Source organism: Granulibacter bethesdensis, from assembly GCF_001889545.1.
Taxonomy (GTDB): Bacteria; Pseudomonadota; Alphaproteobacteria; order Acetobacterales; family Acetobacteraceae; genus Granulibacter; species Granulibacter bethesdensis_B.
This window is the reverse complement of sequence record NZ_CP018194.1, coordinates 889450-909315: the sequence shown is the minus strand read 5'-3', so window position 1 is coordinate 909315 and position 19866 is coordinate 889450. Positions and strand designations below refer to the sequence as shown.

General features: G+C 61.7%; 21 protein-coding genes. 9 read left to right on the top strand and 12 right to left on the bottom strand.

Features of this window, described 5'->3' with window-relative positions; genetic code table 11:
• Window positions 1–36: 36 nt before the first annotated feature.
• The 6 genes from GbCGDNIH8_RS04030 to GbCGDNIH8_RS04005 are packed head-to-tail and all read right to left on the bottom strand — an operon-like array spanning window position 37 to window position 6356.
• A complete protein-coding gene (locus GbCGDNIH8_RS04030; RefSeq protein WP_072572182.1) occupies window positions 37–1413 on the bottom strand; it encodes a glutamine synthetase family protein in 1377 nt (458 codons plus the stop codon).
• Window positions 1410–2216: a formylmethanofuran dehydrogenase subunit C gene (locus GbCGDNIH8_RS04025; RefSeq protein ID WP_072572181.1), complete on the bottom strand. Its 807-nt coding sequence runs from the start codon at window positions 2214–2216 to the stop codon at window positions 1410–1412. The genes GbCGDNIH8_RS04030 and GbCGDNIH8_RS04025 overlap by 4 nt, the downstream gene beginning before the upstream one ends.
• On the bottom strand, window positions 2213–3265 hold the full coding sequence (fhcD, locus tag GbCGDNIH8_RS04020) for a formylmethanofuran--tetrahydromethanopterin N-formyltransferase (RefSeq protein WP_253736104.1): 1053 nt from the start codon (window positions 3263–3265) through the stop codon (window positions 2213–2215). Before fhcD ends, GbCGDNIH8_RS04025 begins: the two co-directional genes overlap by 4 nt.
• Window positions 3262–4863 carry a formylmethanofuran dehydrogenase subunit A gene (locus tag GbCGDNIH8_RS04015; RefSeq protein ID WP_081368824.1) on the bottom strand — a complete coding sequence of 534 codons (1602 nt, stop codon included), beginning with the start codon at window positions 4861–4863 and terminating at the stop codon, window positions 3262–3264. The genes fhcD and GbCGDNIH8_RS04015 overlap by 4 nt, the downstream gene beginning before the upstream one ends.
• On the bottom strand, window positions 4863–5963 hold the full coding sequence (locus tag GbCGDNIH8_RS04010; RefSeq protein WP_072572178.1) for a molybdopterin-binding domain-containing protein: 1101 nt from the start codon (window positions 5961–5963) through the stop codon (window positions 4863–4865). Before GbCGDNIH8_RS04010 ends, GbCGDNIH8_RS04015 begins: the two co-directional genes overlap by 1 nt.
• 15 nt (window positions 5964–5978) lie before the next feature.
• Window positions 5979–6356, bottom strand: a complete 378-nt coding sequence (locus tag GbCGDNIH8_RS04005) for a 4a-hydroxytetrahydrobiopterin dehydratase (RefSeq protein ID WP_072572177.1) — start codon at window positions 6354–6356, stop codon at window positions 5979–5981.
• A gap of 193 nt (window positions 6357–6549) precedes the next feature.
• Here GbCGDNIH8_RS04005 and GbCGDNIH8_RS04000 point away from each other — a divergent pair, with 193 nt between their 5' ends.
• From GbCGDNIH8_RS04000 to fae, 7 genes are all read left to right on the top strand, one after another.
• On the top strand, window positions 6550–7482 hold the full coding sequence (locus GbCGDNIH8_RS04000) for a beta-ribofuranosylaminobenzene 5'-phosphate synthase family protein (RefSeq protein ID WP_072572176.1): 933 nt from the start codon (window positions 6550–6552) through the stop codon (window positions 7480–7482).
• A 216-nt stretch (window positions 7483–7698) separates the two neighbouring features.
• Window positions 7699–8598, top strand: a complete 900-nt coding sequence (locus GbCGDNIH8_RS03995) for an NAD(P)-dependent methylenetetrahydromethanopterin dehydrogenase (RefSeq protein ID WP_072572175.1) — start codon at window positions 7699–7701, stop codon at window positions 8596–8598.
• A gap of 36 nt (window positions 8599–8634) precedes the next feature.
• Window positions 8635–9795: an ATP-grasp domain-containing protein gene (locus GbCGDNIH8_RS03990; protein WP_072572174.1), complete on the top strand. Its 1161-nt coding sequence runs from the start codon at window positions 8635–8637 to the stop codon at window positions 9793–9795.
• A complete protein-coding gene (mch, locus tag GbCGDNIH8_RS03985) occupies window positions 9792–10763 on the top strand; it encodes a methenyltetrahydromethanopterin cyclohydrolase (protein ID WP_072572173.1) in 972 nt (323 codons plus the stop codon). Before GbCGDNIH8_RS03990 ends, mch begins: the two co-directional genes overlap by 4 nt.
• A gap of 16 nt (window positions 10764–10779) precedes the next feature.
• Window positions 10780–11685 (top strand): ATP-grasp domain-containing protein, encoded by a 906-nt coding sequence (locus tag GbCGDNIH8_RS03980; RefSeq protein WP_072572172.1) that lies wholly within the window; start codon window positions 10780–10782, stop codon window positions 11683–11685.
• A gap of 13 nt (window positions 11686–11698) precedes the next feature.
• The gene (locus GbCGDNIH8_RS03975) at window positions 11699–12547 is read left to right on the top strand and encodes a triphosphoribosyl-dephospho-CoA synthase (protein WP_072572171.1); all 849 of its coding nucleotides are present in this window, start codon (window positions 11699–11701) and stop codon (window positions 12545–12547) included.
• 121 nt (window positions 12548–12668) lie between these two features.
• Entirely contained in the window at window positions 12669–13178 is a 510-nt protein-coding gene (gene fae, locus GbCGDNIH8_RS03970) for a formaldehyde-activating enzyme (RefSeq protein ID WP_011631477.1), read from the top strand.
• Window positions 13179–13258: 80 nt separating this feature from the next.
• On the opposite strand, the gene GbCGDNIH8_RS03965 is transcribed toward fae, so the two are convergent.
• The gene (locus GbCGDNIH8_RS03965; protein WP_072572170.1) at window positions 13259–13954 is read right to left on the bottom strand and encodes a HisA/HisF-related TIM barrel protein; all 696 of its coding nucleotides are present in this window, start codon (window positions 13952–13954) and stop codon (window positions 13259–13261) included.
• A 71-nt stretch (window positions 13955–14025) separates the two neighbouring features.
• Between GbCGDNIH8_RS03965 and GbCGDNIH8_RS03960 the strand changes: the two genes are divergently transcribed.
• Both GbCGDNIH8_RS03960 and GbCGDNIH8_RS13290 read left to right on the top strand, forming a co-directional pair.
• Complete coding sequence (locus GbCGDNIH8_RS03960) at window positions 14026–15024, top strand: hydantoinase/oxoprolinase family protein (protein ID WP_081368823.1); 999 nt, start codon at window positions 14026–14028, stop codon at window positions 15022–15024.
• A gap of 26 nt (window positions 15025–15050) precedes the next feature.
• Window positions 15051–15452 carry a lysozyme inhibitor LprI family protein gene (locus tag GbCGDNIH8_RS13290; protein WP_081368822.1) on the top strand — a complete coding sequence of 134 codons (402 nt, stop codon included), beginning with the start codon at window positions 15051–15053 and terminating at the stop codon, window positions 15450–15452.
• Here GbCGDNIH8_RS13290 and GbCGDNIH8_RS03950 read toward each other — a convergent pair.
• Genes GbCGDNIH8_RS03950 through GbCGDNIH8_RS03930 form a run of 5 tightly spaced genes read right to left on the bottom strand, consistent with a single transcriptional unit; the run spans window position 15433 to window position 19860 of the window.
• The gene (locus GbCGDNIH8_RS03950) at window positions 15433–16026 is read right to left on the bottom strand and encodes a DUF447 domain-containing protein (protein WP_072572168.1); all 594 of its coding nucleotides are present in this window, start codon (window positions 16024–16026) and stop codon (window positions 15433–15435) included. The two genes, GbCGDNIH8_RS13290 and GbCGDNIH8_RS03950, sit on opposite strands and share 20 nt — an antisense overlap.
• Window positions 16023–17501 carry a DUF6513 domain-containing protein gene (locus GbCGDNIH8_RS03945; protein ID WP_072572167.1) on the bottom strand — a complete coding sequence of 493 codons (1479 nt, stop codon included), beginning with the start codon at window positions 17499–17501 and terminating at the stop codon, window positions 16023–16025. Before GbCGDNIH8_RS03945 ends, GbCGDNIH8_RS03950 begins: the two co-directional genes overlap by 4 nt.
• Window positions 17502–17510: 9 nt before the next feature.
• Entirely contained in the window at window positions 17511–18107 is a 597-nt protein-coding gene (locus tag GbCGDNIH8_RS03940) for a flavoprotein (protein WP_216634482.1), read from the bottom strand.
• A complete protein-coding gene (locus GbCGDNIH8_RS03935; protein WP_072572166.1) occupies window positions 18104–18685 on the bottom strand; it encodes an amino acid kinase family protein in 582 nt (193 codons plus the stop codon). The genes GbCGDNIH8_RS03940 and GbCGDNIH8_RS03935 overlap by 4 nt, the downstream gene beginning before the upstream one ends.
• Complete coding sequence (locus tag GbCGDNIH8_RS03930; protein WP_072572165.1) at window positions 18682–19860, bottom strand: (5-formylfuran-3-yl)methyl phosphate synthase; 1179 nt, start codon at window positions 19858–19860, stop codon at window positions 18682–18684. Before GbCGDNIH8_RS03930 ends, GbCGDNIH8_RS03935 begins: the two co-directional genes overlap by 4 nt.
• Between the last annotated feature and the right edge of the window lie 6 nt (window positions 19861–19866).

Below are 19866 nucleotides of genomic sequence, written 5' to 3'. Positions count from 1 at the left end.
AGCGGACGACCAACTCATGGCCGTCCGCTTTTTCGCTTAGACGCTGTGGAAATAACGCTGGTATTCAAACCCGGTCACATGTGCCATCAGCCACTGTTCGAAGGCTTTGACTTCCGCATGCCCTCTTGCCGCGATATGTGTGCGGAATTCAGTTCCAAACCAGCGTGTTACGCGCTCTGATTCTTCCCATGCAGTCAAAGATTCCCTGATCGTAGCCGGCAGCCCACCCACATCATCAGACAACACGGCCGCGGTCTGAATGCCATCCAGCCCGGCAGCCAACATGGCGGCGATCGTCAGATAAGGATTGACGTCAGCACCCGGCACACGGTGTTCCAGCCTCATCATCCCGGAAGTGGCGCCGGGGATGACACGCACAGCGCTCATGCGGCTTTCGATGCCCCAATCGGCCCGATCAGGTGACCATGCCTCCCGATCCATGCGTCGATAGGCATTGATCGTCGGGCGGAACAGCAGATGCGCATCCCGCATGCCCGCCAGTAATCCCGCCAGATAGGAGCGGCCCAGTGCGGACAGATCACCTCCATCCGCGAACACATTCTGTCCGTCCTGCCACAGGCTTTGATGATGATGCAAACCGCATCCGCTTTCAGAGCCCGGCGGACGGGAGCGCGCCATGAACGTCACCAGCAATCCGTTCTCCGCACAGAGCTGGCGCAGCAGCGATTTCATCCGCATGGCATTATCCGCCGCCAGCAATGGTGTTTCAGCACCAAGCGCGATCTCGTAAATGCCCTGCCCGTATTCACTGACGATGCTGGCCACACGGATGCCCAATACATCGAGCCGCGCCATCAAGGCCGCAGCAAGACCAGGAAAAAGCCTGTCCCGGTGCAGATCATAATTGACAGCCCCACCGCCGTACGGAGTCAGGGCATCAAACCGGCCTGCCTGAACCAGCGCATCATCCGCATGGAAAAGCGTACATTCATATTCCAGCCCAAACCGCGCCTCGAACCCCATTTCCTCTGCTCTCCGTTGCTGGGAGCGCAGCAGGTAACGTGGATCGACCGGACATGGAGAGCCATCAGGCAGATAGGTATTCAGAAAAACCGAGGCGAAATCCTGATCCCACCGGTGCCATCGCACCGTATCAGGATCAGGAAGCGCCAGAATATTGGCGAAGCCATCCTCCCGCCGCCCCACAACCCCGTCATAAAGCGGCTCATGGACAGGGGCGCCGTCCGCCGGGCTGGAGGCATACAACATCGCGTTGAATGCCTCCCCCTCGGTCGAGAAGCGGAGCGGCGTGATCTTGGTACGCAGGCTGCCATTGATATCAGGCGCCTGCACCAGCAACGCAACAACCCCTTCATCCCGCAATGCCTGTTCCGCTGTCAGCAGAGCCTGACGCCGGTCAGACGCGTCGCGGGATAAAGATGTTTCTGTCACGCTTCGAGCAGGAACAGCTCACCCCGGCCGATCACGGCACCATCGCCGGCATAGCGGGATGCCGCACGACTGGTCAGACGAGCCGCTTTCCGGCTGACGGGATCAAGCGTGCGCCCCAGCAGACGGGTGAATACCAGATCCGGCGCATGCACCGGGATGAAGGTTGGCAGAACGTCTGCCGTCGTCCCCAGCACCAGCGTGCCACGACGCATCAGATAGCCGGGCAGACCATAAGCCTCGCCACAGACAACAATCGTGCCAGCGGCCATGCGGCTGCCAACGGCTTCCCCGGCATCGCCCTCGATCACGATCACACCGCGCCGCAGCCGATCCCCGGCACGCGGCCCGGCATCACCCCGGACGACAACCATGCCGCCTGCCATGCCATACTGTTCGCCCGCCGCCGGAGCGCCGAGGCGTTCCGCCACATCGCCGGAAATCTCGATCAGACCATTTTTCAGCCCGGAGGCAGCATAAGAACCGGCGCTGCCGAGAATCTGCAACACCCCGCCCTTCATGCCGCGACCGGCATAGGCCCCTGCATCACCATCCAGCAGCACGGACCCGCTGGCCATGCCTGCGCCGACGTAATCCAGCCGGTCGGAACCACCCTCGATCACGATCTGCTCACTACCGGTTCCACGCAGTTTAAATGCGTCACCGACAGTCACCACATCACGGGTGGTGTTGATGGCCAGTTTTTCGATGGCGGCCTTGTTGAGGCCATCCAGCTTTTCCGGCGTCAGGGCGGACAGATCGAGGCGCTGCTCCGGGTCCGCCTTCAGAGTGAGACGAATGGTCACCGCAGCAACTCCCGCAGCTTGAAATGATGCCTGCCCAGCTTGCCGCCGTAATTACCGGCGGAAATACGTGAGGCCCCTTTATCAGGCCCCAGCTTCATGATCGCTTCCATACCGGCCCGCATGGCATCCGCCACCGCCTCCGCCGTCAGACCATCGATCACGATTTCCAGCACGCTGCGGGTATCGTCATCCAGATCGGTCTCCACCTGGCCATGCAGGGTCGGGCAGAAACGATGATTGGTGGAAGCCGGAAGCATCTTGTATTTCGATCCGACCTTGGAGCCGGAACGGACGATCCCGCCAGGGAAAGGCATGATCACATCCGGCACCGCCTTCATGGCCTCAACGGCGGTTTCCGCCGCCAGCAGCGTCGCGGCAGGGGAGCGACCAAGCAGGATCAGGTTGCCGCCGCCCACTGCGCTTTTCGTATATCCGGTCGTGCCTTCGCACACGAATTCGCCATCCATCACCGGAATACGCCAGAAGCGCCGTCCATCCAGCTTCTTCGCGATCTGCCAGCCATCGCCGAAATAGCGCAGCAGGCTGCCGATCTTCATCTTCTCCGGCCCCGGAATGCCGACATCATAGCAGGCCGCGCCGGGACAGGTCAGAACGCACTGGCCGACACGATTTTGCAGTTGCTTCTGCATTTCGTTCCAGCCCATGCCGAACATCAGCACCCGCACGCCGGGGCGTCCATCCGGCGTCTCATCCGGGCGGAGTTCGCGGTCGATCCCTGCCTCGATACCGCAGGCGATCACCGAGGTTGCGAAGCCGGTCATCGTCTCCGCCGCCTGACGTGCCCATTTGCGGTTGGGACCGGTCACGATCACGCCGGTCGCGCGCATGTCGAACGCTTCTGCGAAGGTATCGTCCACCACCACTTTTGCAACGCGCGCAACACGCGTTGCCTTGACCGCCGCCGCCTTTGCTGATGCGACCGGAGTTTTTGCCTTTGCAGCCTGTTCTACACGCTTTGGCCGTGCAGTACGGCCAGCATTGGGCGCTTTGGTAAGCGCCTTGCTCCCTTTGCCCGGGCTTTTACTCATTGGGCGCATTCCACTGTTTCAAAGCTCTTGAGATGACCCGGCACATCGAACAGCGTATGCGGCACGCCATACACCTGCTCGTAGTACCCTTTCAGACGCCGGTCGACACCCCTGTCGAATTCCGGCTGCAATGTGAAGCAGGTACCAAACACCGTGCGCTGTGTCCTGCCATCCCTCACCACCAGTTCTCCGTTACGGAAAACATAGGCTGCCTCACGGAACATGGCGGCCTTGTCTTCCTGCGGACGATACACCGAGACATCCGCCTTCGATCCGATGGAGAGGTTACCGCGATCAGACAGGCCCAGCAAACGCGCCGGAGCCGCGCGGGTCATGATCGCGATCTCACGCCAGTCATATTCACGGTTCAGAGAGGGCAGCGTGGTGGCGTCCAGCGCGTCTTTCGGCAGTGTCTCCATCCACTGCGCACGCAGATCGCGGCTCATCAGCAGGGCCATGAGATCCGGGTAAGCCGTGAACGGTGCACCGTTCGGATGATCAGTCGTGAAGAACAAACGCCACGGATCATTGACCAGCAGGAACAACTCCAGCCCTGCCGCCCATTGCAGCGCATTGACGAAGCTGGTGCGCTTGTAGCGATAAGGCACCACGCCGCCGCCATTGCCGTCCCCGTCCAGGATCGACCATTTACGCGGGAAAGCGGCCACACGGCCATCGAACTGACGCAGCACGTCGGAAGAAATGGTCACTGTCTGACCGAACATGACCTGCCCGACATCGGCGGTGACGTTCGGGCGGCTGTTCATTTCCTCCGCCAGCCGAGCCGCAGCCGAGGAGAATTTGCGCGGACCTTCGGTGCCATAGGAATAGAACTGGAGATGCGCGAAATGGACCGGCAGCCCCTCCGCCGCATCCATCGTTGCGATCGCGGTTTCCACATTCCCGGCCATGCCGAGATTGTTGCAGTGCAGATGCACCGGATGCGGAATACCAAGTACGTCCCGCGCCCGTTGCGCTGCCTTGAAAATCTGGCGGGAGGAAACGCCGTAGCTCGGCACTTCATCATCCAGCGAGAAGCTGCGCAGGTTTTCCTTGAACGCCGCCGCACCGCCCGGATTGATGACCTTCAGACCCAGCCCGCGGGCAGCCGTGATGTTGCGGGCAACATAATCGGCCAGCGCCGCATCACTCTCCCCGTCACGCACCAGCCGCAGGAAGTAGTCATCATTCCCCAGCACCGTCAGCGTCGCGGTATCAATGAAGGGAATGCGTGACAGCTCGGCATGGGCCTGCACCGCCACATGCGGGGAAATGGCCGGTTCCACCACGGTGGTGAAGCCCATCTGCACATACAGACGCCCGACCTCATGCGGGATTGGCGTGCCATCGAAGCCGCCTTCCTGTCCGATCAGCTCGGGCAGGAGCAACTTGGCCGTATTCACATTGGTGCCGGCGATGTGGGAGTGGATATCGATACCCCCCGCCATCACCACGCAGCCGCTGACATCCACCACCTCATCGGCCCGACCATTGGCCGGAGCATCGACAATCCGGCCATCCTGAAGCCACAGATCGGCCACTTCATCACGATCACGCGCCGGATCGACGATCCGTCCGCCTTTCAGAACTGTCAGCATCAGCCTGCCTCATATGCCGCGCGCAGGCGGCCCAGAATAGTGGCTACATCCGGACGCGCGCTCCGCGTTGCAGCGGAAGAAGCCGGATGGTCGATCTGCCCGCCCACAGCCCCGGCGAACAGGATCGCATCATGATCCACACCGGGCCGTCCGACGGCAAAGGCAACCGCCGCCTGTTCCGGCGCTTCGTCACCGCTGGTGAGGGCGATGACCGGAACGGGGGTATCGGGCGGCAATTCATAATCGAGCGCGTCGATCCAGAGGAGGCAATCCGTCTCATCCTCGTCGATCAGCCGCAGCAGGTCGAAGCGCCATGGATCATGCTCAGGCCGCCCGCGACCGAAACCGAGACGCGGCGGCAGTCCGGTGATCCCGGCCACGGTCTGGATGGCGCCCTGCACATTACCGGGGCCCGCCACCGGCAGAGCGGCAAAACGCGTCGCAGCATTCAGATCGTTGACAAGGCCACCCAGCATCTCCACCGACAGCGCATCGAGTGTCTCGGAAGACCACAGGATCACACCATAGGACGACCCCTTCAGCGTTTCCGCCAGCGCCTGCACGGCTTTCAGCCGCGCTGCCGGCAGACGCACGGTCCGTCCCGCCACTGCGGCACGCAGCGCGCCGAGAATGACGGGAAGCTCTTCCTCATCCACTTTCAGGTCGCTGCCGGAAGCTGCCCCGATACGGATGATCTGGCGCTCCCCGCGATGAGTGGCGATGGTTGGCACCTTGTCCAGAGCCAGATCAGCGGCGAAATTCGGCCAGATGGCCTCCACCCCGTCCCCGACCAGCACCACAGTCTGCGCCTGAGCGCGGACCTGCAACGGCGTGACCGTCACCAGCCCGGTTTCCCGCAGCAGGTCGAGATCCCTCAAAGCGGCTTCCGACGCAGCATGGTCAAGCGTGCCGCCGACAGCCTCCGCCAGCGCCACCGCAGCTTCCAGCCCTTTCAGGTCGGTCGCCAGCCCTCCAATCGCCGGGCTGCGCCCTTCGCGCAGCAATTCGACGGCAGCGTCCACCGCGTCATCCAAACTGGCCTCGCGGCCGTCAATCCAGGCCAGGGCGCCCGCAGCGTCCCCCGTGTCACGTATCGCCATCGCGCTCACAACGGTTCAGGTATCGTATTTCACATAAGCAAAACGCTGGTCACCGGATGGTGTCCCTTCCAGCGGGCCGCCATCCTTGCCCGGCTGCCATTGCACAACCTGTTCGATCATGCGAGCCAGAGCGAAGTCTTTTTCAGTGATGCCCTTTGCAGTGTGGGTCTGCAAGCGCACCTCGACCCAGGCGTAGGATGCCGTGATATCAGGATGATGCCACGCCGCTTCCGCCAGATGGCCGACCGTGTTGATAACCATCAGGGTCGCTTTCCAGCTTGCCGTCCGGTAGGTCCTGCGAATCCAGCCATTCTCGTATCGCCAGTGGGAGAGGCCATCCTGCAGGCGCTGCTGTATTTCGGCCTCTGTCAAGGCGGTTTCACGCGCCGTCATCGGCATCTCCTTCCGGTTAGCCTCCCCGCCCCATCAGACAGGCGCAGGAAAAGCGGGCGTGGTCTTGCCCCCCGCCCGGTGAAAGTGGAACATGCGTCATGCACGCTGTTCCGTCCATCCCATCCGATCCACGTCTTCGCTGCAAGACCGGTTTTACTAATTCCGATTATCACTCTTACGCCACTGCGAAACGATGACACGTTCAGTACGCGTTCGATGCGCGGCCAGACTGCATCTCGGTTTTCTCGATCTGCACGGCGGTCTTGGCAGACAGTTCGGCAGTATTGGACTGGCGCTGGATTCGCCCATAACAACGCTCAGCATTCAACATGCCGATACAATGCATGTCGAAGGTCCGGAGCGGGATCGCATCATTCGATATCTCGATCGGATGAATGTCAAAACCTCTTATACCATCAGGATCGAAAGCGCGATTCCATCCCATTCGGGTCTCGGCTCCGGCACGCAGCTTGCGCTTGCCCTGAGTGCAGCCCTGCGCAAAATCGAAAACCGTCCCGCCAATCCACGGGAAGATGCAGCGCTGCTGGATCGTGGTGCACGCTCCGGCATTGGCGTGGCCCTGTTCGAACAGGGCGGTTTCGTCATGGATGGTGGACGTGGTTCCACTACCGATGTGCCGCCAATGCTGTTGCGCATGCCAGTACCGGATGATTGGCGCTTCATCCTGATTCTGGATGACGATCAGTCCGGCCTCGCCGGATCGGCTGAACTGGCGGCGTTTGCCGACCTGCCCCCGATGACAGAAGAAATCTCCGGACAGATATGCCGCCAGGTCGCCATGGGGGTGCTGCCCGCGCTGGCGGAAGGCGCCATCACACCCTTCGGAGCCGCCATCACTCAGGTACAGCGCCTGATCGGCGATTATTTCGCCCCCGCGCAGGGAGGACGCTTTGCGAGCCCGCACGTGGCCAAGGCGCTTGATCTGTTGCAGGGCTGGGGGGCTGCCGGGGTCGGGCAAAGCTCCTGGGGGCCTGCCGGTTTCGGCATCATGCCGAATGCACAGGAAGCAGAGCGTCTGGCCAGCCTGCTGCGCCAGCGGATGCCGTCGCTGAAAGTCTCGGTGCAACGGGCGCTCAATCAGGGCGCTCAAGTGGAAGCCGGGTGACGCACTGCCACGGAAATGTCTCTGAATCGGAGACACCAATCTGCATTATTGACCATACCGATTTGCAGGACGATGCGGATCGGATAGAGAAACAACACCATCATCATCGCGCGCGGCTGGATAGGTCTGTCCTCTGGTCCGTCACCATGATGCCGATCATGGTCCGCGCGATCCGGGCGGATTGATCAAGACCCACGACACAGGAGAGCAGCTCTCATGGCTGACAAGACCATCCTGCACATGCTCACGCCACTGAAGCAGATGAGCCCGTTCGACGTGAACATGGCGCTGGATGCGGGATTTGACGCCGTCATCCCGTATGTGGACGTCACCAACGATCAGGTGAACGGTCTGGTTCAGGATGCAATTTTTTCCCGCCCGCCGCGGCTCGGCCCGAAAACCGGGATTTTCATCGCCGGGCGCAATGCCGGTCAGGCGCTGGACTGGATCGACGAAGCCCAAAAGGCATTGGTGCCCCCCTTCGGCTGTTCGGTTTATGCCGATCCGGCCGGTTCCTTCACCACCGCCGCCGCGATGGTCGCCCATGTGGACACCATGCTGCGCAAGGAGTTCAACCAGAGTCTGAAGGGGCTGAAAGTTGCCGTGTTCGGTGCGACGGGGGTGGTTGGCTATGCATCCGGCGTCATCGCCGCACTGGAAGGCGCGCATGTGATTCTCGCCGGGCATAACGGCGCCAAGCAGGTCAGCGAATCGGCCAGGGAAATGCAGGAACGCTTCGGCGTCACCGTCGAGGCCGTGGATGCCAGCACCGAGGAGCTGAAAGGCGATCTGCTGAAGCGGGTCGATGTCGCGATGACCGCCGCCAAGGCTGGTGTGCAGGTCATCAGCTCCCTGCTGCTGAAAGACGCGCCGCATCTGCTGGTCGTGGCGGACGTCAATGCCGTGCCGCCGCTGGGCGTGGCCGGGCTGGATGTGAATTCCGGCCGGGTCCAGCTGGGCGGAAAAACCATCGGCATCGGCGCACTGGCCATCGGTCATACCAAGTATCGGGCACAGTTCGAACTGTTCAAAAAAATGCTGGAGAGCGACAAGCTCGTCTCCTTCGACTTCCGCGACGCGTTCCATCTGGCGCGTGAGATCACTTCAGCCGGCTGAGCCACACAGAACAGGGACTGACCGGCATCGCTGATCATGGCGGCAGAAGCAGTAAAGCCGGGCAGTCCCATTCTGATTGTCGCCCTGTCCGGGCGCGCGCTCGCCTCTGCCGCCCGGCGGGAGGGATTTGTGCCGCTGGTGTGCGATCTGTTCGGTGACAGCGACACCATCGCTCTTGCCGAACGGCACAGCTTGCTCCCTTGCCGTCCGGATCACGGTATCGATGCGCAGACACTGCATTGCGTGCTCAATACACTTTGTGCCGGAAAGCGCCCTCCACTGATCTGGGGAAGCGGGTTCGAGGATCAGACCGACATTCTGGCGCGTTTGCAAAAGCACCATGCCTTGCAGGGGACGCCTCCCCACCGCATCACGGATCTGAAAAATCCGCTTTTTCTGGCCACTCTATGCCGGGAATGCGCCATTCCATTCCCTGCCATCAGCCTGTCTCCGCCACCGCGAGAAGCATTTGTCGACCAGCCCTGGCTGACCAGGCGAATCGGTGGTTCCGGCGGCAGCCATATCCACCCGGTGCGCGGCCCCGGCTCTGCAAAGCCCGGTCGCTACTACCAGCAACGCATCGAGGGCATATCCATCTCGGCTCTGGTGCTGGGGCGTCCCTTGCAGACGCCTCTGCTGATCGGGTGGAGCCGGCAATGGACCGCACCCTCTCCCTGTACACCGTTCCGTTTCGGCGGCGCTGCACGTCTGACGGAACGGGAGAATGGCCTCCTCTCTCCTGCTCTCCAGCACGCGGCGCTCGATCTGACGCGGGCCAGTGGCCTGGTCGGGCTGGGGAGTCTGGACTTTCTGGTTCAGGAGGACGGTTTTCACCTGCTGGAAATCAATCCCCGCCCCGGAGCCACGCTGGACGTGTTTCCGGAGCAGCCACTCATTACCCTGCACCTGCAGACAAGTGGTGAGGCGGTCGCGGAGCCGGTCGAGCCAGTCATTCCGCTCGCTCCGATGGCCGGATCAAGGGCCTGTGCGGTGGTCTATGCCCCGCATCCGATCAAAATTCCCGAGGATTTTGTCTGGCCGGACTGGACGGCGGATCGCTCGTGGACGCATACCCTTATTCCACGCGGCGCGCCTGTCTGCACGGTCCTGACCGAAGCGGCAGATGCCACCTCCGCCAAAGCACTGGCAGAGGATCGCACAAACGAGATTCTTCAGCGCCTGGAGACGTCATCATGAGCAACGCTTCCCCCGTCAGCGTCAATGCCCGCGCATGGGCCTTGCTGCAGGACATGATCAACAATGCCGAGGAACTGAAAATCGGCGTGTCCACCGGTTCTCTGGGCGAGACGCTGATTGACGCCGGCTCTGCCGTGCCGGGCAGCATCGCCGCCGGCCTGCAACTGGCCCGCATCTGCATGGGCGGTCTCGGCACCGTCACGCTGCTGCCGGATCAGACTCTGGAGAACTGGCCGTTCAGCGTCTCCGTCGCGTCCTCCAACCCGGTCACCTCCTGCCTTGCCAGCCAGTATGCAGGCTGGAGCCTGCACCATAAGGACGAGAACGGCTCCTTCTTCGCGCTCGGCTCCGGCCCGGCCCGTGCGCTGGCACGGGGTGAAAAGCTGTTCGAGGAATTGACCTACCGCGATGAAAGCACCCATGCCGTGCTGGTGCTGGAAGCCGCCAAACCGCCGCCGGCCGCCATTGTCGAGCGCGTGGCGCGGGAATGCCGCGTCGTCCCGGAAAATCTCGGCATCATCTATGCCCCGACCCAGAGCCTGGCCGGATCCGTGCAGGTGGTGGGACGCGTGCTGGAAGTCGCCCTGCACAAGACGCATGAGCTGCATTTCCCGCTGGAAAACGTCGTGGACGGCATTGCCTCCGCCCCGCTGCCGCCACCGCACCCGGATTTCGTGACCGCCATGGGCCGCACCAACGACGCCATCATCTTCGCGGGCCGGGTGCATCTGTTCGTCAAAGGCTCCGCCGAGGAAGCCCGCAAGCTGGCCGAACAGCTGCCTGCCTCGACCTCCCGCGATTACGGCAAGCCGTTCAAGGATATCTTCGCAGCGGTGAAAGGCGATTTCTACAAAATCGATCCGTCCCTGTTCAGCCCGGCGGAAGTGCTGGTGACGGCCATCGAGACCGGCGAGACCTTCCGCGCCGGCAAGCGCGATCAGGCCCTGCTGGACGCATCCTTCAACTGACCCCGAGCCTGCGACCGTGTCCCGGCCCGTGAACGGCTCCTCCCCCCTGATCGTCGTGTTCATCGACGATCAGGACTGGCATCTGCGTATGCTCCGCGCGGCTTTTTCCGTCGCGGGAGCCACGCTGCTGCCAGTGCGTCTGAGCGATTGCGGGCTGGACACCACCCGGCCTCACGGGCTGCTGATCCCCGGGCTGGACGGCAGATTGCCGGATGGCGTGCTGGTGCGCGCCGTCGCAGGGGGCAGCTTCGAATCCGTGACCATCCGGCTGGGTGTGCTGCATGCTCTGCACGCGATGGGGGTGCCGGTCTGGAATTCTGTCGGCGCGATCGAACGCTGCGTCGATAAATCCATGACCAGTTTCCTGCTGCACCATTCAGGGCTTCCGACTCCGTCAAGCTGGACCGTTCCCGGTCGCGATGCCGCCCTTGCCATTGCCCGTCGTGAGCTCGCTCAGGAAAGGCTGGTGCTGAAGCCCCTGTTCGGTTCTCAGGGCAAGGGCCTGACCATGATCACCCGGGCGGAGGATCTGCCACCGCCGGAGGAGGTCAACGACGTCTATTACCTGCAACGCTTTATCCCCGCGCATGGGCGAGGTTACGAGGATTACCGGCTGTTCGTCTGCGACGGCGAAGTGATTGCCGCCATGATCCGCCGGGCTGAGGACTGGATCACCAATATCCGTCAGGGGGCCGTCCCCTCTGCCCTCAACCCTGATGCGGAAATGTGCGATCTGGCCCGGCGTGCTGCTCAGGCTGTCGGGGCCGCTTATGCCGGGGTTGATCTGATCCGCGACCCGGACGGGCAATATCTGGTGCTGGAAGTCAACAGCATGCCCGGCTGGCGCGGTTTGCAGCAGGTTGTTTCCTATCCCATCGCCGAGCAACTGGTCTCCCGCATGCTGGCCAGCCTGCGCCGCTGACGGTTTTGACGCCATGAACGCCGCTTTTGCCGCCGAAGCCTTTATTGATGCCTGTCTGGCAGAGCTGGAAGCCCCCAAACCGGGCAATATCCATGCTTATGCGGATGGTCATGGCGCCACCATGGATGATTTCATCCGCAGCGCCCGTGCCGCCGCCCCTGCCCTTTGTCGCAGCGGCACCAGCCTCGGCCCCCGCATCCGCGATGCTGCTCAGGCGACGTGGGATGCGGTTCAGCGGAACACCAATATCGGCATCCTGCTGCTCTGCGCCCCTCTCGCCATGGCGTTCGAGTCAGGGGAGGTTTCGTCCTCCGCCCTGCACGACATCATCGCGCAGACCGGTCTGGAGGATACCAGCGCCATATTTCATGGAATCGTCATCCTCTCTCCCGGCGGGCTGGGGGAAGCCGCCGAGCACGATGTACGCGCCCCCGCAACCGTGCCAATCTTGACCGCCATGCAAGCCGCCGCCGGGCATGACATGATCGCCCGGCAATGGAGCAGCGGATTTCAGGACATCCTGGGGCAGGCCCTGCCAATCTATACCGAGGCCAGAAAACGCTGGCCGGACCGCCAGTGGGCGGCTCTGGCAGTGTTCCTGCATTTCCTTTCGACCGGGCCTGACAGCCATATCGTCCGCAATTTTGATGCGAAAACCGCCGAGACGACCCGCCAGCAGGCAGAGGCGCTGAGCAATCGAATCGCCACAGCCGGACATCCACAGGCGCTGTTGACCGAAATTCTGGCCTTCGATTCCGCACTGAAAGCCGCCGGGATCAACCCAGGCACCAGCGCAGACCTCACTGTGGCGACAATATTCGCCTATTCACTCTCTGCGCACCTTGCAGGATCGCGCCGATAATGGTTGATATTCGCGCGCTTGCCGTGGTCCTCAAGGCCTCGGCGTTGCGGGTTTTCCTGATACTGCACCCGCTGCGGTAATAGGAAAAGCCTATCCTGCCATTTTTTCGGAGGAACACACCATGGCGGTCATCACGAAGACCCTGGTTGGCGAGTCACTGGTTGGCGACGGTAACGAAGTCGCTCACATCGACCTGATCATTGGCCCGCGCGGCAGCGCTGCCGAAACCGCGTTTGCCAACGCCCTCACCAACAACAAGGACGGCTTCTCCACCCTGCTCGCGGTGGTTGCCCCGAACCTGATGGTGAAGCCGAACACAATCCTGTTCAACAAGGTCACCATCAAGGGCGCCAAGCAGGCCGTCCAGATGTTCGGCCCGGCCCAGCACGGCGTGGCTCTGGCAGTTGCCGAAGCCGTTGCCGAAGGCATCATCCCGGAAGCCGAAGCCGATGACCTGTTCATCTCCGTTGGCGTCTTCATCCACTGGCTGGCCGAAGACGACAAGAAGATCCAGGAATACAACTACAAGGCCACCAAGGAAGCCCTCGTCCGCGCCGTTCGCGGTGAGCCGAAGGCCTCTGAGGTCGTCTCTCAGTACAAGAGCGTGAAGCATCCGTTCGCCGCCAACTAATTGGCGCGCGCACTTTTGCGCACAGGGAAACGCCCGGCCTCTGGCCGGGCGTTTTTCGTTTCAGCCGTTCACCAGCACCCTCAGAAACCTCGCAGATCATCCTTCGTGATGGTTCCGCCATGCAAGGCAGTTGCAACCAGTACCCCGCTGGCCCCAGCCTGTTTCAGCCGCTCCAGATCGGCGATATTGCGTACTCCGCCCGCTGCATAGACCCGCCGCGCACGGCCCGCACGCGCCACGATCCCTTCCACACGGCTCAAATCCGGCCCCGTTTCCGATCCAACCCGCGCCAAGGTCATGGCAACCAGTCTGGTCGGCCAGAAAGCCACATCTTCCCACAACAGGTGCGGTCCCTGAAACGTATCCCCCCTGAAATCCAGCGACAGGCAGACACGCGACTCTCCGGTCAGGGACAACATGGCTTCCGCATCATTCTGCGACTCACTGCCCAGCACCAGACGGTCATGCGTATGACGATCCAGCCAGTCGCGCGCATCCTCAGCCCGCATGCCGGCATCAACCCAGACATCGAGATCCGGAAAATCCTGTCGCAGCGCCCGCAGGATCGGGGCAGCACTGCCCTGACCCTCGATTGCATCGAGATCAGCAATATAAAGAGAGCGGAACGGGTGCAGCTTCAGCAGCCCAGCCACCACATCTCGCGGCGCGCTGCCCGCGCAAAGTGGGGTCTGGATAGGCCGGTACAGGTCGCGCTGGCCGTGCCGGGCATGCACCACCTGTCCCTGCTTCAGATCAATGACGGGTATAATGTCCACACCCCGATTATAAAGGAATTTCTGTCGATGCACACACGGGATATGAATACCCAGACATGATGGAGAGCAACATGACGGTCATCGGGTGGGACATTGGCGGTGCCCATGTAAAGGCGGTGCTGCGTCAACAGGGGCAAATCGTGGCCGCCCATCAATATCCCTGTCCGCTCTGGCGTGGGCTGGAGCATCTGGATGCAGCCATTGCACAGGCTCTGGCCGATCTCGGCGATGCGCCCTGCCATGCCGCCACCATGACAGGGGAGCTGGCGGATATTTTTTCATCCCGTGCCGATGGTGTGACCACCCTGTCAGCCCGCCTGGCGCAGTCTCTGCCCCGTCTGAAACTGTATGGCGGGCGGGCGGGATGGGTTCTGCCGGAACATGCAGGGCAGCACACGGACGACATCGCCTCCGCCAACTGGCATGCAAGCGCAAGCCTTGCCGCACGCCATGTGCGGGACGGGCTGCTGGTCGATATGGGGTCTACCACCACCGATCTGATCCTGCTGCGTGATGGAAAGATCGCCGATATCGGCTACGCCGATGCGGGACGGCTGGAGAGCGGGGAGCTCGTCTATACTGGCATGGTGCGCACGCCGGTCATGGCCATCGCCACTCATGCTCCGTTGAATGGCCGAATCACTGCTCTGACTGCCGAATATTTCGCCACGGCCGCCGACATCTACCGCATTCTCGGATGGCTCGACGAGACCGCGGATCAATATCCCTCGGCGGATGGCGGAGCGAAAAACCGGGAAGGCTCGCATCGGCGGCTGGCACGAATGGCCGGGGCGGATGCCGGGGATTTTTCCGATACCGCCATACGTGGCTTTGCCGAATGGCTGCATGAATTACAACTGCGGCGGATTCAGGATGCAGCCATGCTGCTGTTATCCAACGGCCCCTTGCCTGAGGATGCTCCGGTCATAGGGGCCGGTATCGGGATCAGACCGCTGGAAAAGCTGGCGGCGCGGCTCGGGCGGCCTTTTCAGCGTTTCGGCAGCCTGCCCGGACTGGGCGGCGATGGCAGCTTCGCACCCGCCATTGCTGTTGCCATGCTGCTGCCCTGACGCAGAAACAGGAAAGCCGGACCATCATGCGCACCATCCTTCTCGCCAGTTGCCTGACGGGCCTGCTTGTTGTGTTCTGCCGGCCAGGTTTTGCCGCGGACTGCACCGATGGCAACCAGATGCAGCTTTCTCAATGCGCTGCACAAGCGGCTTCCAGCGCAGACAGGACGATGAATACGCTGTATCAGCAGCTTCTGAAAAAAATCGATCCGGACAGTCAGCAAAGGCTGCGAGCAGCGCAAAGAGCGTGGATTGCATATCGCGACCGGGAATGCTTGTTCCGCACTGGTGGAGGCCCCGATCAGGGAGGCAGCATCTGGCCGATGATCAATGCGCAATGCCTCCAGACCCTGACGGACAGCCGCAATCACGATCTGGCTGCACAATTGAAATGCCAGAGCTGGGATCTCAGTTGTCCCGCAAACTGACAGCGGGTTTGGAGACGCCGATGTCCGGGTGAACGACGCGTATTTTCTCCAGCAGCCATTCCCATGCTTCCTGCTCCCTCGGGCCAGCGGTCTTGATGATGGCGATGGTGAGGTAATCGACCTCCGCCCTCACCTTGTCCGCTGGCAGCATATGCAGGCGACTGGCGAGAATGGCAGCCTCGATCACCGCGGACTGAGCACGGTTGAAGCCCAGAAACGGCGCATGCGTTTGCACCGTCTTCACGCGGCAGCGAAAACGGGGGCGCAGATCGTCCTCCTCCACCGCGATCACCTCCAACTCCTCATGAGCCAGAGCCGATGCGAGACGGGGCGGTGCGACAGAGACGGACGGCGCCAGTTGCCAATCCCGTCGGCCGGTGAGACAGCCTGCGAAAACACGCACATCATCGGTATGGCTGGCCGTTGCCTGTCCCCGCGCGCGCAGATTGGCAAGTGTCGTGGATGGATGAAACGGCGCCACGATCCAGTCATTGCCATCACGGATCAGCCCGAGCGGAGCCAGATGCGGCACGCCATCCGCTGACAGAGTCGTCACAATCGTTTCACGAATCATGGAGTGTCATCCTGCGCGGTCGGCGGAGAGGCATCTGGTGTCGTGTCGGATGCACGTTTTCTCTCTTCCCGCTCCTGCTTCGATTTCAGCGTATGCCCGGCATCCGCAAGACGGGTGCGATCCGTCGCTGCCCCCGGACGCACGGCGCAGCCCCAATCCAGTGGCTCGTCCTGCGTATAGCGTTTGCCTAAAGCATAGGCGATTTCCGCCTTCATCAATTCCGCACCGAGATAAAATCCATGCGCCCCGTCCTGCTCCACCCCCAGATGCGGGAAGAACGGAAAGGCCGTGTCTGAAACCTGATGCAGTGAGCCGTTAAAAACGTGAATACCGTCTTCCGCCACGGCAATCCGAAAATTGGAATCGCGTATTTCGCTGGCAAGACCGGCAATGTCTTCCGATGACTGCGCATAAGGCCAACGATCATGAACATGCAGCAGCGCACTGGTATAATTGCGTGGCAGCTCCGCATGGGCACGGGCTGCGAACATCATACGGCGCGCGACATCATGTTCCGCCACCGTGCGACGCGTATGCGGACTGACATGCACGATCAGCACATTGCGGATACGCAGTTCGGTGCAGATACCGACCAGAGTGGCCGTGATGCCGGATGTATCGGCATCGGTCAGCTCGGTCAGATTGCCAGTGCCCATCATGATTTCAGCTTCCGGCAGCATTTCCCTGATCCGCACATAGCGCATCAGCGATTCTGTAAAGCCGAAATTGATCGGATCGAGCACCGGATCAAGCATATAGTCGATGCCCTTGGCATCCGCTTTTCTGGCCGCCCGCACCAGACTGTCCAGATCGCCATGTGGTTTGGACAGCAGCACCGGCACCGCCGCCGTGCCATCGACCACATCGAGCGTATCTTCATTCAGACTCAGCAGAAAATCCGCTCCCGCCAACGCGCCACGCCGCAATTCCTCCGGATCGCCACTATCCACGCTGACCTTGAAACCAGCCTGTTTCAAGGCACGGATCTGATCTTCCAGATGCGCAAAATGACGGCCCGGCTTGCAGCCGACATCAATGACATCCGCCCCATCCGCGGCAAGCCAGCGCGCACGCTCGACAATCGCATCGGGGGAAAGATCAATCGCTGTGACGATCTCTGCGAAAATTCTCAGATCATGCTTTGATAAATCAGGAGCACCACCTTTCCGCCCCAGGAAACGCGGAAGATCGGCCAACTCCTCCGGCCCGCGTTCGAAACGCACCCCGAAATGGGCCTGCATTTCATCCGGATCAATCCCGGCCCGACCAGGGAAGATAACCCGATCTGCCTTCACCGGTGTTTTCAGACGGCGCTGCACGATGGCTCCGGTCATCAACGCCGCAACCTTCACGCCGACATTGGCCACCTCCCAGGTAAAGGAGGTCTGTCCCAATCCTTGCAGTACATCGCGCAGTCTGGTTTCTGCCAGATGGCCGGTCAGAAAAACGATGTGTTCAGCAGAGGCATCGGCCATGGCGCTGATTTACCGGGCTTGAGCGAACGCGCTGCGGCGACCGTCAATCGCGGCCTGCAAATCCTCATATGTTTCGACAACGGTTGTCGCTTCGAAATCACGCAAACGCTCGGTGTTCTGAAGATCGATCCGCCGCGGATAGACTTTCACCATGCCGGACGGAGCCTCCGTATCCATTTCCGGTGCGGTATCACAGGCAAACACGATGGTTGGCACACGGCATTTTCCGGCCTGCGCAAACACGTTGGTGGCCAGATTATCCGAGATTCCAACCACGCATTTTGCAACCGTATTGGATGTTGCCGGCGCGACGACCAGCGTGTGATAAACGCCGAAATAGAAATTACCGACCGGCGCCGCACTGGCAGTCGTATCACGGAAAATGCGGATATTATCCGGCAGTTTCAGATCCTTGTGGTACATCCTGACCACTTCCGCCGCCGCTTTGCTGACGAACAGATCGACATGATCCAGACTGCGGATCAAATCCAGACATTCGGTGAAGTAATGCCCCGATCCGGTCAGGGCCCAACCCCAGCGCGGTTTGACGATATGGCGGCTTTCCTCGGCTAACGCGTCCATTTCTTCCTTGAGCGATCCGCTCATACCACGACCCTTTCATGTCCCGGCGGATGGGCTGCATCCAGTCCGGATACGGGAATATCCTCCGGCCCGGCGATCAGCACCCGCCCCTGGTAGCGCGCCCGCATGGCCTGAAAAGCGGCATCCACGCTCCCGGCTGAATCCCGCTTGATAATCAGCGCCGCCTCCGCCCCCAGCCGGTTTGCCAGCCAGATGGCAAGACTGTCCGAGGTCACATCCCATGTTTCCTCAATATCCGGAGCGCCCCGCAACATCGCCAACGGCATCCAGACTGGCACCAGAGCATCACCAAGCGCCGTTTCAATCTCCGCCACGGAAGCCGCCGGAACAAGGCGGGCTTCACGCCCGGCCTCGGTGCCACACAGGGCAAGACCGAACTGGGCCATCGCCAGCAGCGCCATTTCATGCGCCGCCGCATCGTGGAAGCCGATCACAGGTTGCATCACCCGCACAGTATCCGCAAAAGGCCCACCCCCGGGCACCAGCACAATCCGCCCGGCACCACGGCCAATCGCCAGCAACCAGTCCCGTAGCAAAGGCGTATCCGCATGGCTGCCGCCGAATTTGACGACCAGCGTCATCCGGCGGCACCACCATAGGCGAACAGCGTATCAGCCGCGGCGCTGTAAGCGGTTTCACGCGTGCGCTCAATGGTCACGCCAACGATGCCGGTCCCGACTTCCAGTTTTTCGACCGTGACGGTAGCCTTCATCACACGCGGGTGCACAATCACGAAAGCAGCGATACGCTCGGCCAGCGTTTCCACCAGCCCGACATGGCCGTGCTCCACCAGCATGGCGATGCCATCGGTGATGACGTCATAAGAAAACACATTCTGCATATCGTCGGTCTGGTAACGCGGATGCGCCACCAGAACCTCCACTGTGAAGCGGACTTTCTGCGGTTTCTCCCGCTCCCGCTCATAGGTACCAATCCGCACCGGCAGCACCAGATCGCGCACGAAAATACGATCCGCCAGCGACATGTCCCCTTGTGGATCAGGCGTGTAACCACGGGTCGCCAGCACGCGGTAATCGACCACTCCGGCCCCATTCGGCTCGGCCACGCGCGGGATCAGCGCCCGCACCGTACGCACACGCTCCAGCGTCACCGCACCGGCGCGCACGCCCTCCGTCAAGGCCCGGCGGAAACCGAGAAAAGCAGGGGCCAACAGCAGCAGGCGTGGCACATCCGGTTCTTCCAGCGATCCGGCCAGCCCCGGCTCCAGCCCGAGCCGGCGGCAGGCACGGGTGAAATCCAGCAAGGCCGGCGCCTTCATATGGCCGAGCAAGCCCCCCGCGCCCTTATCGGCGGTATCGAGCATTGCGCCATAAAAACCGGCGTCTTTCAGGGCGGGCAGAATGGCCAGATCGGGCTTCCGGTCAGCAAACAGCACCGCGACCAGCCTCACACGGCTGGAGAGAGGAAGCAGCGCGTCCAGCACCTTCCGGGCATCGCCCTCGAAAAAGCCGATTTTGACATAGTGAACACCCGTCTCCACCATGGCTTCAACAGCCTGAACGATCAGGGCCGGATCCATCGGCAGATCGCCGGTCACGGCGCTGACCTTGTGACCAGAATGGTTATGCGCAGCATCCCAACGTGCCACGGCATCGACCGTACGCCGCACCACCTCCGGCGCAACAGCACCCAGCGCCCCGAAGGACGGGTCTTTCAGATCGATAATATCAGCACCGCCGGCAAGCGCGATTTCCGCCTCTTCTGGCCCGGTGACGCTGGTCAGCATGCGTGTCATCCGCGC